Annotated in this window: 11 protein-coding genes; 1 reads left to right on the top strand and 10 read right to left on the bottom strand. The window is 72.5% G+C overall.

Going from position 1 to position 12,390, the window contains the following annotated elements:
• Positions 1-21 precede the first annotated feature (21 nt).
• Positions 22-3,129, bottom strand: coding sequence for an AAA family ATPase (locus OG965_RS28410; RefSeq protein ID WP_371654893.1), 3,108 nt, complete (start codon positions 3,127-3,129; stop codon positions 22-24).
• Between the two features lie 18 nt (positions 3,130-3,147).
• Entirely contained in the window at positions 3,148-3,327 is a 180-nt protein-coding gene (locus OG965_RS28405) for a hypothetical protein (protein ID WP_371654892.1), read from the bottom strand.
• 294 nt (positions 3,328-3,621) lie between these two features.
• Here OG965_RS28405 and OG965_RS28400 point away from each other — a divergent pair, with 294 nt between their 5' ends.
• Complete coding sequence (locus OG965_RS28400; RefSeq protein ID WP_371654891.1) at positions 3,622-4,323, top strand: SIMPL domain-containing protein; 702 nt, start codon at positions 3,622-3,624, stop codon at positions 4,321-4,323.
• 4 nt (positions 4,324-4,327) lie between these two features.
• Here OG965_RS28400 and OG965_RS28395 read toward each other — a convergent pair whose 3' ends face one another.
• The 8 genes from OG965_RS28395 to gatC all read right to left on the bottom strand — a co-directional run bounded on the left by OG965_RS28395 (position 4,328) and on the right by gatC (position 12,268).
• Positions 4,328-4,957, bottom strand: coding sequence for a hypothetical protein (locus tag OG965_RS28395; RefSeq protein ID WP_371654890.1), 630 nt, complete (start codon positions 4,955-4,957; stop codon positions 4,328-4,330).
• Between the two features lie 35 nt (positions 4,958-4,992).
• Positions 4,993-5,562: a GNAT family N-acetyltransferase gene (locus tag OG965_RS28390; protein WP_371654889.1), complete on the bottom strand. Its 570-nt coding sequence runs from the start codon at positions 5,560-5,562 to the stop codon at positions 4,993-4,995.
• Between the two features lie 40 nt (positions 5,563-5,602).
• Positions 5,603-7,822 carry an MMPL family transporter gene (locus OG965_RS28385; protein ID WP_371654888.1) on the bottom strand — a complete coding sequence of 740 codons (2,220 nt, stop codon included), beginning with the start codon at positions 7,820-7,822 and terminating at the stop codon, positions 5,603-5,605.
• Between the two features lie 204 nt (positions 7,823-8,026).
• Positions 8,027-8,539, bottom strand: a complete 513-nt coding sequence (locus tag OG965_RS28380) for a hypothetical protein (protein WP_371654887.1) — start codon at positions 8,537-8,539, stop codon at positions 8,027-8,029.
• 159 nt (positions 8,540-8,698) lie between these two features.
• Positions 8,699-10,207 (bottom strand): Asp-tRNA(Asn)/Glu-tRNA(Gln) amidotransferase subunit GatB, encoded by a 1,509-nt coding sequence (gene gatB, locus OG965_RS28375; RefSeq protein ID WP_371654886.1) that lies wholly within the window; start codon positions 10,205-10,207, stop codon positions 8,699-8,701.
• Positions 10,208-10,224: 17 nt separating this feature from the next.
• Positions 10,225-10,464, bottom strand: coding sequence for a hypothetical protein (locus OG965_RS28370; protein ID WP_371654885.1), 240 nt, complete (start codon positions 10,462-10,464; stop codon positions 10,225-10,227).
• Positions 10,461-11,966 carry an Asp-tRNA(Asn)/Glu-tRNA(Gln) amidotransferase subunit GatA gene (gene gatA / locus OG965_RS28365; RefSeq protein WP_371654884.1) on the bottom strand — a complete coding sequence of 502 codons (1,506 nt, stop codon included), beginning with the start codon at positions 11,964-11,966 and terminating at the stop codon, positions 10,461-10,463. The genes OG965_RS28370 and gatA overlap by 4 nt, the downstream gene beginning before the upstream one ends.
• A gap of 5 nt (positions 11,967-11,971) precedes the next feature.
• Positions 11,972-12,268, bottom strand: coding sequence for an Asp-tRNA(Asn)/Glu-tRNA(Gln) amidotransferase subunit GatC (gatC, locus tag OG965_RS28360; RefSeq protein ID WP_371654883.1), 297 nt, complete (start codon positions 12,266-12,268; stop codon positions 11,972-11,974).
• Positions 12,269-12,390: the final 122 nt, after the last annotated feature.

The raw sequence follows: 12,390 nt of genomic DNA, 5'->3' as shown, positions 1-12,390 counted from the left end.
CCCCGCACCCCGCGCCCCCGCTCAGGCCGCCCTGTCGGTGAAGAGGTTGAGCCGGTGGGCCAGCGCGGCGGCCTCGCCCCGGCCCGAGACGCCCAGCTTGGCCAGGATGTTGGAGACGTGCACGCTGGCCGTCTTCGGGGAGATGTACAGCTCCTCGGCGATCTGGCGGTTGCTGTGCCCCACGGCGACCAGGCGCAGGACGTCCTGCTCGCGGCTGGTCAGCCCGAGCGCCCCGGCGGGGTCGGCGGCCTCGTCCGGGACGGCGGGCTCCGGCGCGGTGAGCGGCAGCCGGGCCCGGCGGGCCAGCAGCTCCAGCTCCTCCACGAGCGGCCGGGCCCCGAGGCGTACGGCGGCGGAGTACGACTGCCGCAGCAGCGTGCCGACGGTGTCGCGCTGGTTGCCCTCGGCGAGCAGCGCGGCGGCCCACCGGTGGCAGACCCGGGCGAGTTCGTACGGGCGCTCAAGCGGCTGGAGCGCGGTGGCGGCCGCCTCCCAGCGGGCCGCGCCGTCCTGGCCCTCGGCGCGAGCCAGCTCCGCCTCGACGCACAGGGCGTACGCCTTGGCGAGCGGGCTGGGGGTGGGCATCGTCCGGGCCGCCGAGCGGATCAGGGCCAGGGCCTCCGTCCGGCCGGGCCCGGCGGCGGGCAGCCCGCGCAGATCGGCCTCCACGGCGGCGGCGTCGATCAGCAGTGGCCAGCCGTACCGCTGGGTGCCGGGCGGGAAGCCGGCCTCGACCGCACGGGCGAGCCCGGCCCGCGCGTCGGCGAACCGGCCCTGCCCGGCCGCGACGGCCAGCTCGGCCCGGGCCACCGGCACCGCGCTCTGCGGGAGCGGGTCGCGGGCACCGAAGTAGCCGATGGCATCGGTGAGACGGGCGGCAGCGAGCTCCAAATCGCCGCGCGCCAAGAAGAGTTGGGCGAGACGGAGTGCGGCGTAACCCCTGGGTTTGCCGCTCACCGCGGAGCGCTGGACCCACTCGGCGCGCTCGATGACCTCGTCCCAGCGGCCGAGGCTGAGCAGGGCGTCGGACTCGTTGGCCGCGGCCCAGGCCTCGTTGTCGAGGAGGCCGTACTTGCGCGACACCCGTACGCCCTCAGCCGCGGTTCGCGCGGCCTCCTGGGAGCGGCCGACCGATTCGAGACTGGAGGAGAGGTTCACATGGCCGCGGCCCGCCTCACCGACGAGACCGAGCTCCAGCGAGCGGTCGACGACCCCGCGCATCATGGCGAGGCCGCCCTCGATGTCGCCCGCGTCGACCATCAGGCCGCCGAGGGTGAGCCGGGCGTTGAGCTCGGTCTCCTCGGCGTCGACCAACTTGGCGTACTCCACGGCCCGTTCGGCGGCGGCGAGCGACTCGGGTCCGGGGCGGTGCAGCATGCCCCAGCCCGCGGCGGTGGCCAGGACCGCCGCGTGCACGGCGGACGGCGGCAGCCCGCGCACCAGCTCCTGGGCGGTGGCGATCTCGTCCCAGCCGTCACCGCGCCCGAGGTTCTGCACCAGCTTGGCGAGCTCGGTCCAGAACCAGGCGGCCCGCAGCGGGTCGCCGTGCGGGGTGCCGGGCGGGGCGTCCGCCTCGTCGGACTCGATGAGCCGCAGCGCGCGCTTGGCTATCTTCACGGCGCGCTCGCGCTCACCGCAGAAGCGGGCCGCGACGGCCGCCTCGGCGAGCAGGTCGAGATAGCCGAGCGGGGTGGTGGCGGGGTCGCAGGTGCCGCACGAGGGGTAGGCGCCCGCGTAGTCCAGCGGGCGCAGATCGGCGCGGACTTCGGCGGGGACCGACTCCCACAGCTCCATGCCGCGTTCGAGCAGGCGCAGCTGCTCGGAGTAGGCGTGCCGCTTGCGCGCCTCGACGGCGGCGCGCAGCACCACGGGCAGCGCCTTGGCGGCGTCGTGCGCGCAGTACCAGTAGCTGGCCAGGCGGGTGGCGTGCACATCCGCGCGGACCAGCGAAGGGTCGGCCTCCAGGGCCTGGGCGTAACGGCGGTTGAGGCGGGAGCGCTCGCCGGGCAGCAGGTCGTCGCTGACCGCCTCGCGGACCAGCGAGTGCCGGAACCGGTAGCCGTCGCCGTCCTCCGTCGGCAGCAGGATGTTGGCGCCGACGGCCGCCCGCAGCGCCGCGTTGAGGTCGTCCTCGGCGAGCCGGCACACCGCGGCGAGCAGCGGGTGCTCCACGGTGGAGCCGCCTTCGGCGAGGATGCGCACGACGAGCTGGGCGTCCTCGGACAGCGTCTCGACCCGTACGAGCAGCAGGTCGCGCAGGGACTCGCTGAGGCCGCCGCCGGGGACGCAGCCCGACTCGTGGCACACGCTCAGCTCCTCGACGAAGAAGGCGTTGCCGTCGGAGCGCGCGAAGATCTCGTCCACCAGCGCCTGTTCGGGTTCGGCGGCGAGGATCCCGGTGAGCTGGCGGTGGACCTCGCCCCGGTTGAAGCGGGACAGCTCGATGCGCCGGACCGTGCGCAGCCGGTCGAGTTCGGCGAGCAGGGGGCGCAGCGGGTGGCGGCGGTGGATGTCGTCGGCGCGGTAGGTGGCGACGACGACGAGCCGGCCGCGCCGCAGGGTGCGCAGGAGATAGGCGAGCAGATGGCGGGTGGAGGCGTCCGCCCAGTGCAGGTCTTCGAGCACCAGGACGACCGTGCGGTCGGCAGCGGTCCGCTCCAGGAGCCGTACGGTGAGTTCGAAGAGGCGGGCGGTGCCGTCCTCGCCGCTCTCCCGGCTGGCCTCGCCGAGCTCCGGCAGCAGCCGGGCCAGCTCCTCCTCCTGGCCTTCGGCGGCCGCGGCGAGTTCGTCGGGCAGTCGGCGTCGCAGGGTGCGCAGGGCGGTGGAGAACGGGGCGAAGGGCAGGCCGTCGGCGCCGATTTCGACGCAGCCGCCGACCGCGACCACTGCTCCGGCGTCGCAGGCGGCGCTGGTGAACTCCTCGATGAGCCGGGTCTTGCCCACGCCGGCCTCACCGCCCAGCAGCAACGCCTGCGGCTCGCCCGCGGTGGCGCGGGCGAGCGCTTCGTTCAAGGCGGTCAGTTCACCGGCGCGGCCGACGAACACGGGGCTGAAAGACCTGGTCTCCACGTCGCCGAGCATCGCACAGCCGTCCGGTCCAGCGGCACCCGTGGTGACGATCAAGGTCATCGCGGTTCTCGCGGGCGCTCAGGCGGCGTGCGCGAAACGGTCGCGCAGGTCCCGGAGGTGGTTCACCCGCCCTTCGGCTTCGTGATCGGCGTTCCGGCGGGCCCGGCGGGCCACGCGGGCCTGGCGGACCAGCCGCTGGGCGGCGGCCTCGCGGAGCAGCTCGGCCTGGTTCACCTTGTGCATCTCGTACTGGAACATCTTCGGCTCCCTGTCGCCCCGGGGGGCTTGAGTTGGTGGTTCATCGCTTCCTGCGATGCCTCAACTCTCGCCTCCCAGGGGGTCCCGGCACATCGGGAGAGTGCCGCATCCGCACGGCGGCGGGGCCTTAGACGCGCGGCGGGCGGCGGGGCGGGGGACTTAGGCGCCCGGCGGGGGACTTAGATCCGGCAGGGGGGACTTAGATGTCGGCCCGCCCCCTCAGACGTGCGGTGGATGCCTTGGGGGCGGGCCGGTGGAAGAGTGGGCCGCACCCAGCCACCCCAGGGAGCCGAGATGACCCAGCCGTCCCCGCACCTGCCCTACGGCACCCCCGAAGCCCCCCGGATCGCGGTCCGGGGCGAGGCCGTGCTCGACGTCGACCCGGAGATCGCCCGGCTCGGTGTGACGGTCACCGCGCGCGGCACCGACCGCCGTACCGCGCTGGAGGACCTCACCCGCCGCAACGCGGCCGTCCTCGACCTCGTCAAGTCGTACGGGGAGGCGGTGGAGCAGTTGGAGACGGGCTCGTTCTCGGTCAGCCCCGAACTGGGCAGGCACGGCCGGGGCGAGCGGGTCCGCGCGTACCACGGGCAGGTGCGGGTGACGGTGGAGCTCGGTGACTTCACGGCGCTCGGCGAACTCGTCTCGCGCCTGGCCTCCCTCGAACTGACCCGGGTGGACGGCCCCTGGTGGGGCCTGCGCCCGGCCTCGCCCGCGTACGGGAAGGCCCGCCGCCGGGCCGTCGAGCAGGCGGTGGAGCGCGCCCGCGAGTACGCGACGGCGCTCGGCAGCGAGCTGGTGGCGCTGCTCGAACTGGCCGACGAGGGCGCCGAGGACGCGCGGCCGTATCCGGCGGCGGCGCCCGGGATGATGCGCGCGGCGGGGTACGGCGGCGGCGCGCCGGAGGCCGTCCCGGAGCTCGATCTGGAGCCTCAGCGCCAGACCGTGCGCGCCGCCGTACTGGCCCGCTTCACGATGGTGCCCCCGGCGCTCTGAGGCGTCAGGAGCCGGTCGAGGGCAGGGTCGCGAACAGGTCGAAATACATTCCGACGGAGAGCAGCAGGCCGATCGCGCCGAGGACGAGGCCGCCGAGCGCGACCGCCCGCACCCAGACGGGCTGCGGCGGGGCGTCGGGGGCGCCGAACGCCGGGCGGGCCAGGACGAACGCGCCGACGAGCAGGGCGAGCAGCGCGAAGCCGCCGTTGACGGCGGCGGTGGTGTGCCAGGAGTCGCCGTAGATCTCGTGGATCTGCGCGGACGCCGAGCCGCCCTGGGCGGTCTTGATCTGGCCGAGCAGGGTCTCCCGCTCGGAGAGGATCTTGCCCGTCCAGGTGCCGGTGAGCGAGGCGAGGCCGAGCGCCCCGGAGACGACGGCGGCGGCGCCGGCGCCGATCCCGGTGCGGGCGGGCGCGACGGGCAGTCCGTCGTCATCGAGCTCGTCATCGAGCTCGTCATCGTCCTCGCCGTCCGCGGCCTCGTCGGCGGGCGCTTCCTTCGAGAGCCGCGCCTTCTCGGCGTGGTCCTCCGAGCCTTCCGGGGCCTGCGCGGCGGCGGCCCCGGACTCCTGGGCAGCCGTCGCCTCGGCGTCGGCTTCGTTGTCGGTCTTGGTGGTGGCGGGGGTGGCAGTCATGCCGGGGACGGTAGGCGGCCTTTCTGAGAGGCTCCTTAACGGACGGGCCGCGCCTCCCGGGACGCCCGCCACTCCGGGGCCAGCACCGCCCACACCTCGGTGTCCTGGCGTACGCCCCGGTACGGGTAGTTCTCCCGCAGCACCCCGTCCCGCGACATCCCGAGCCGCTTGGCCACATTGATGCTGGCGGTGTTGCCGGAGGCGGCGAGCCACTCCACCCGGTGGATCCCGCGCTCCTCGACGGCCCAGTCGATAAGTACCCGGACCGCGCGTGTGACGAGCCCGCGCCCGACCGCCGACTCCTCCAGCCAGCAGCCGGCCTCGGCGGTGCCGAGCCGGGCGTCGAACGTACGGAAGAGGACACCGCCGACGAGCGTGCCGTCGGACCAGATGCCGTAGATGCGCCCGGTGTCGGCGGCCGCCTTGTCCGCATACCCCTGGAGGAACGCCCGCGACGATTCGAGGTCCTGGCTCACCTCGGCGAGCAGGATGAACTGCCCGATGAAGTCACGCCCCCGGTCGATATGCGCGAGGTACTCCTCGGCGTGGTGCGGCTCCAGCGGCCGCAGCTCGGCGCCGTCGTCCCCCAGCGATATCGCGAACATCCCGCTGCTCCCTCGTATGTCGTGCGTCGTTCCCGTACGGCTAGCCCACGAGCTCGTCGACCGGCTCGTCCACCGGCTCGCTCGCGCGCTGCACCGGAATCGTCGCACGGCGGCACTCGGGCGGTTCGATGCTGATCCTGGGGAGCCGCCGGTCCAGCCAGCCGGGCAGCCACCAGTTGGCGCCACCGAGCATGTGCATCAGGGCCGGTACGAGCAGGGTGCGCAGCACGAACGCGTCGAGGGCCACTGCCGCCGCGAGGGCGATGCCGAACATCGCGATCACCCGCTCGCCGCTGAGCACGAACGCCAGGAAGACCGAAATCATGATCACGGCGGCCGAGTTGATCACCCGGCTGGTCTCGGCGAGGCCGACCCGGACCGCGCGCCGGTTGTCGCCGGTCTCCAGCCACTCCTCGTACATCCGGCTGACCAGGAACACCTGGTAGTCCATGGAGAGCCCGAAGAGCACCGAGACCATGATCACCGGCAGGAAGGGCTCGATCGGGCCGGACGCCCCGAGGCCCAGCAGCTCGCTCCCCCACCCCCACTGGAACACCGCGACGACGATGCCGAACGCGGACGCCACCGCCGCCACGTTCATCGCGGCGGCCTTGAGCGGGATGCCGAGCGAGCGGAAGGCGAGGAGCAGCAGGACGCAGCCGAGGGTGATCACCACGCCGACGAAGAGCGGCAGCTTCCCGATGATCACGCCCGCGAAGTCGTCGTAGCTCGCGGTCACGCCGCCCACGTGGACGTCGAGCGAGGTGCCCTTCTCGGCGCCCGGCAGCACCTGGTGGCGCAGCCGGTCGACGAGGGCGCTGGTGTCCTGGGACTGCGGCGCCGAGTCCGGCACCACGGTCAGGACGGCAGTGTCGCCGCTGGCGTTGTACGTCACCGGGCTCACCGAGGTGACGCCCTCGCTCGACCGCAGCAGCCCGGGCAGCCGCTCCATGGCGAGCCGGTCGTCGGCGCCGTCGAGCTTCGCGGCGAGGGTGAGCGGCCCGTTGACGCCGGGCCCGAACCCATCGGCGAGCAGGTCGTAGGCGGTGCGGGTGGTCGACTTCGCCGGGTTGTTGCCCTGGTCGGAGGTGCCCAGATGGAGCGAGAACGTGGGCAGCGCGAGCACCAGCATCACCACGGCGGCGACCGCGCCGAGCAGCTTGGGGCGGCGCTCGACGAAGGCGGACCAGCGGGCCGCGAAGCCGGTGGGCAGCTCCGGCTGCGGCCCGTGCTCGACGAGCCGACGGCGCTCGCGGCGGCTGAGCGCCCGCGTCCCGATGAGGGAGAGCAGCGCGGGCAGCAGCGTCACGGACGCGGCGACGGTGAGCACGACGGTCAGCGAGGCCGCGACGGCGACCCCGTTGAGGAAGCCGAGCCGCAGGATGAGCATGCCGAGCAGTGCGATGCAGACGGTCGCACCGGCGAAGACCACGGCCCGCCCGGTCGTCGCCACGGCCCGGGTCGCGGCCTCGTCGACGGTGAGCCCCTGGCGCAGGCCCCGGCGGTGCCGGGTGACGATGAACAGGGCGTAGTCGATGCCGACGCCGAGCCCGATGAGCAGGCCGAGCATGGGCGCGAAGTCGGCGACGGTCATGGCGTGGCCGAGCAGCCCGATGCCCGCGTACGCGGTGCCGACGGAGATCACCGCGGTGACGATGGGCAGGATGCTGGCGGCGAGCGAGCCGAAGGCGAGGAAGAGGACGACGGCCGCGACGACCACGCCGACGATCTCGCTGAGGTGCGCGGAGCTGGTCTCGGTGAGCGCGGCGGCGCTGCCGCCGACCGCGACGTGGAGGCCGTCGGCGGAGGCGGCCTTCGCGGTGTCGACGACGTCCCGCGCCTGGGCCTTGGGGATCTCACCGGCGGTGTGGTCGAAGGTGACGGAGGCGTAGGCGGTGCGCCCGTCGGCGCTGATCTGCGCGCCGCCGTCGCGGCCGTACGGACCGCTCACGGAGGCCACACCGGGGAGCTTCGCGACCGCGCCGAGGGCCTTGGACATGCGCTGCTGTACGTCGGGGGCGCGTACGGATCCGGTGTCGGTGCGCCAGACGACCGTGTCGGTGTCGCCGCCGCGGCCGCCGTGGAACCCGGCGTCGAGCAGGGCGGTGGCGCGGCCGGACTCGGTGCCCGGGACTTCGTAGTCGTTGGAGTACGCGGAGCCGGCGACGGCGGTGGCGGCCGTGGCGCCGCCGAACGCGAGGAGCCAGAGCAGGACGGCGACGAGGCGGTGCCTGATGCACCACCGTGCGATGGCTGCCAACGAATGTGCTCCCTGGATGGTTCGTGGATCTTTGCCCGGGAACAGCCGGTACGACTTGAACAGCCCGCAAAGAACGCATGACCTCTACGCGCTGCAACTCTGACAGCGAATAGTGATCGTTTGCCCGTTTCGTGGGGTTACTCACAGGGCAGTGCCGGGTTGCTCACCGGACACTGCGGACAGGGGCCCCAGCGGCCCCTCCGGTCACTTGCGGCGGGTGCAGGTGACGAGCAGGTCCTCGGCGCCGTCGCCCCGGAAGGCGAGGGTGAGGACGCCCTTGCCGTAGGCGGCCTCGACGGCGGTGCCGATGCTCGACCAGCCGCCGGAGAGCGTGAGGGGCTGGGAGAACGACCGGCTGACCTTCTCCGGCATGCTGGTCAGCGTGAAGGCTTCCTGCTCCTCGGACTCCGCGTCACCGGCGGGGGCGTCGGTGCTCACCGAGAGAACGGCGCCGTCGAGCATCCACTGACCGGACATTCCACCCCATTGGGTGACAGACCAGTGGCCGTCGGGATTGACCGTCAGTACGCCCTGGTGGTTCTGGTTCGAGCGGTAGGCCCACTCGCCCTTCACGAACGCCTTCAGCGCCTGCTTGCGGGGCCCCTCCGCCGCCCCCGCGCCGGTACAGGCCGACACGGCACTGGCCGCCGTCCCCAGCGCCAGATACCGCAGCGCCGTACGCCGCCCGAGCACTCTCACCGCTTCTCGCCCGTCCACGCTCGGCACCCTATAGACGTTCCGGGACCAGGTCACCCGGCAGGAGGGTTTGATTCCGCGCAACCGTGGCATATGACCCGGCCCCCGCATCCCATGGATGCGGGGGCCGACTCGTACACGTACTACGTACGTAGGAGAACGTGCTCCGGGGTCAGGGGCTCAGCCCTCGACGCCCAGCTTCTCCAGGATGAGCTCCTTGACGCGGGCCGCGTCCGCCTGGCCGCGGGTGGTCTTCATGACCGCGCCGACCAGCGCGCCGACGGCCTGCACCTTGCCGCCGCGGATCTTGTCCGCGATGGCCGCGTTGCCCGCGATGGCCTCGTCCACGGCCGCGCCGAGCGCGCCCTCGTCCGAGACGACCTTGAGGCCGCGCTTCTCGACGACCGCGTCCGGGTCGCCCTCGCCCGCGAGGACACCCTCGATGACCTGGCGCGCCAGCTTGTCGTTGAGGTCGCCGGAGGCCACGAGCGCCGCCAGGCGAGCCACCTGGGCCGGGGTGATGGGCAGCTCGTCCAGGGCCTTGCCCTGCTCGTTGGCGTTGCGCGCCAGCTCGCCCATCCACCACTTGCGGGCGGCCGCGGCGTCCGCGCCCGCCTCGATGGTGGCGACGATCGGGTCGACCGCGCCCGCGTTCAGGATCGACTGCATGTCGTGCTCGGAGACGCCCCACTCCTCGCGGAGCCGGTTGCGGCGCACCCGGGGCAGCTCGGGCAGCCCCTTGCGGAGCTCCTCGACCCACTCGCGGGCCGGGGCGACCGGGACGAGGTCGGGCTCCGGGAAGTACCGGTAGTCCTCGGCGTTGTCCTTGATGCGGCCGGAGGTGGTGGAGCCGTCCTCCTCGTGGAAGTGACGGGTCTCCTGCACGATCGTGCCGCCGGACGAGAGCACCGCCGCGTGGCGCTGGATCTCGAAGCGGGCCGCACGCTCGACCGACCGCAGCGAGTTGACGTTCTTCGTCTCGCTGCGGGTGCCGAACTTCTCGGTCCCGTTGGGGCGCAGCGACAGGTTCACGTCGCAGCGCATCTGGCCCTTGTCCATCCGGGCCTCGGAGACGTCGAGCGCCTTGATGAGCTCGCGCAGCTCGGCGACGTACGCCTTGGCGACCTCGGGGGCCCGCTCGCCCGCGCCCTCGATCGGCTTGGTGACGATCTCGATGAGCGGGATGCCGGCCCGGTTGTAGTCGAGCAGCGAGTGCGAGGCGCCGTGGATGCGGCCGGTGGCACCGCCGACGTGCGTCGACTTGCCGGTGTCCTCCTCCATGTGGGCGCGCTCGATCTCCACGCGGAAGATCTCGCCGTCCTCCAGCTGGACGTCCAGATAGCCGTTGAAGGCGATCGGCTCGTCGTACTGGGAGGTCTGGAAGTTCTTCGGCATGTCCGGATAGAAGTAGTTCTTCCGGGCGAAGCGGCACCACTCGGCGATCTCGCAGTTGAGCGCGAGGCCGATCTTGACGGCCGACTCGACGCCGATCGCGTTGACGACCGGGAGCGAGCCGGGCAGGCCGAGGCAGGTGGGGCAGGTCTGCGAGTTGGGCTCGGCGCCCAGCTCGGTAGAACAGCCGCAGAACATCTTGGTCTTGGTACCGAGTTCGACATGGACCTCAAGGCCCATGACGGGGTCGTACGACGCGAGGGCGTCCTCGTACGAGACCAGGTCAATGACGGTCACGGTGAAAAACTTCCCTCTCAGCCCAGCAGGACGTCGTCGTCACCGATGCGCTTGAGCTCGCGCAGCAGGATGGCGACGCCGGTGGCGATGGCGGCGGCGGAGACGACGGCGTCGAGCAGCTTCAGCGTGTCGTTCTCGGTGCGGGCCTTCTTGGCCTGCTTGACCACGCTGAAGGCGCCGAACGCGGTGGTGCCGATGGACAGGTACGTACCGGCCTTGGACTTCTTGAAGCCCTTGGCCTTGGTCAGTGCACTCACAGCGACGGTGCCTCCTCAAGCAGCGGGTGGCCCCACTTTTCCACGAAGGCGGCCTCGACGGCGGCGCCGACCTTGTAAAGGCGGTCGTCCTTCAGGGCGGGGGCGATGATCTGCAGGCCGACCGGCAGGCCGTCCTCCGGCGCGAGGCCGCAGGGCAGCGACATGGCGGCGTTGCCCGCCATGTTGGTCGGGATGGTGCACAGGTCCGCGAGGTACATCGCCATCGGGTCGTCGGCGCGCTCGCCGATCGGGAAGGCGGTGGTCGGGGTCGTCGGCGAGACGATCACGTCGACCTGCTCGAAGGCCTTCTCGAAGTCCCGCGTGATGAGCGTGCGGACCTTCTGGGCGCTGCCGTAGTACGCGTCGTAGTAGCCGGAGCTCAGCGCGTAGGTACCGAGGATGATCCGGCGCTTGACCTCGTCGCCGAAGCCCGCCTCGCGGGTGAGCGCGGTGACGTCCTCGGCCGACCTCGTGCCGTCGTCGCCGACCCGCAGGCCGTAGCGCATGGCGTCGAAGCGGGCCAGGTTGGACGAGCACTCGCTCGGCGCGATCAGGTAGTACGCGGAGAGCGCCAGGTCGAAGGACGGGCAGTCCAGCTCGACGATCTCGGCGCCGAGCGACTTGAGCAGCTCGACCGACTCGTTGAAGCGCTGGACGACGCCGGCCTGGTAGCCCTCGCCGCCGAACTGCTTGACGACACCGACGCGCATACCGGCCACCGAGCCGTTGCGCGCGGCCTCGACGACCGGCGGGACCGGCGCGTCGATGGAGGTCGAGTCGAGCGGGTCGTGCCCGGCGATGACCTCGTGCAGCAGCGCCGCGTCCAGGACCGTACGGGCGCAGGGCCCGCCCTGGTCGAGGGAGGACGAGAAGGCGACCATGCCGTAGCGGGAGACCGCGCCGTAGGTCGGCTTGACGCCGACGGTGCCGGTGACGGCGGCGGGCTGGCGGATGGAGCCGCCGGTGTCCGTGCCGATGGCGAGCGGGGCTTCGTACGACGCGAGCGCCGCGGAGGAGCCGCCGCCGGAGCCGCCGGGGATCCGGGTGAGGTCCCACGGGTTGCCGGTCGGGCCGTACGCGCTGTTCTCCGTCGAGGACCCCATGGCGAACTCGTCCATGTTGGTCTTGCCGAGGATGACGACGTCGGCGGCCTTCAGCCGCTTGGTGAGCGTGGCGTCGTACGGCGGGATCCAGCCTTCGAGGATCTTCGAGCCGACCGTGGTCGGGATGCCCTCGGTGGTGAAGATGTCCTTCAGCGCCAGCGGGACACCGGCGAGCGGGCCCAGCTTCTCGCCCGCCGCCCGCTTGGCGTCGACGGCGCGGGCCTGCGCGAGCGCGCCCTCGCGGTCCACGTGCAGGAAGGCGTGCACCTTCTCGTCGATGGCGTCGATCCGGGCCAGGTGGGCCTCGGTGACCTCGACGGCCGTGAGCTCGCCGGACGCGATCTTCGAGGCGATCTCGGCGGCGGTGAGCTTGATGATGTTGACGTTGGTGTCCGTCATGGTGATTAGTCCTCCCCCAGGATCTGCGGCACCTTGAAACGCTGCTGCTCCTGGGCCGGGGCGCCGGAGAGCGCCTGCGCGGGGGTGAGCGACGGACGGACCTCGTCCGCGCGCATGACATTGGTCAGCGGCAGCGGGTGGGAGGTCGGGGGCACGTCTTGGTCGGCGACCTCGGCGACGCGGGCGACCGCGCCGATGATGTCGTCGAGCTGTCCGGCGAAGTGGTCCAGCTCTTCGCTCTTCAGCTCCAGACGCGCCAGCCGGGCGAGGTGGGCGACCTCCTCGCGCGTAATGCCAGGCATGCAGCGATCCTCAGGGGTTCGGGTGTGTGTGGTTTGGAGCCAATCCTATGGGGCCCGGTCGCCACTCCACTAAACGGTTTGTGCGGCGCCCCCCGATCACGGCCCGCACGGCCCCCTCCACC

The organism is Streptomyces sp. NBC_00224 (assembly GCF_041435195.1).
Taxonomy (GTDB): Bacteria; Actinomycetota; Actinomycetes; order Streptomycetales; family Streptomycetaceae; genus Streptomyces.
This window is presented reverse-complemented; position numbering and strand designations above follow the sequence as displayed.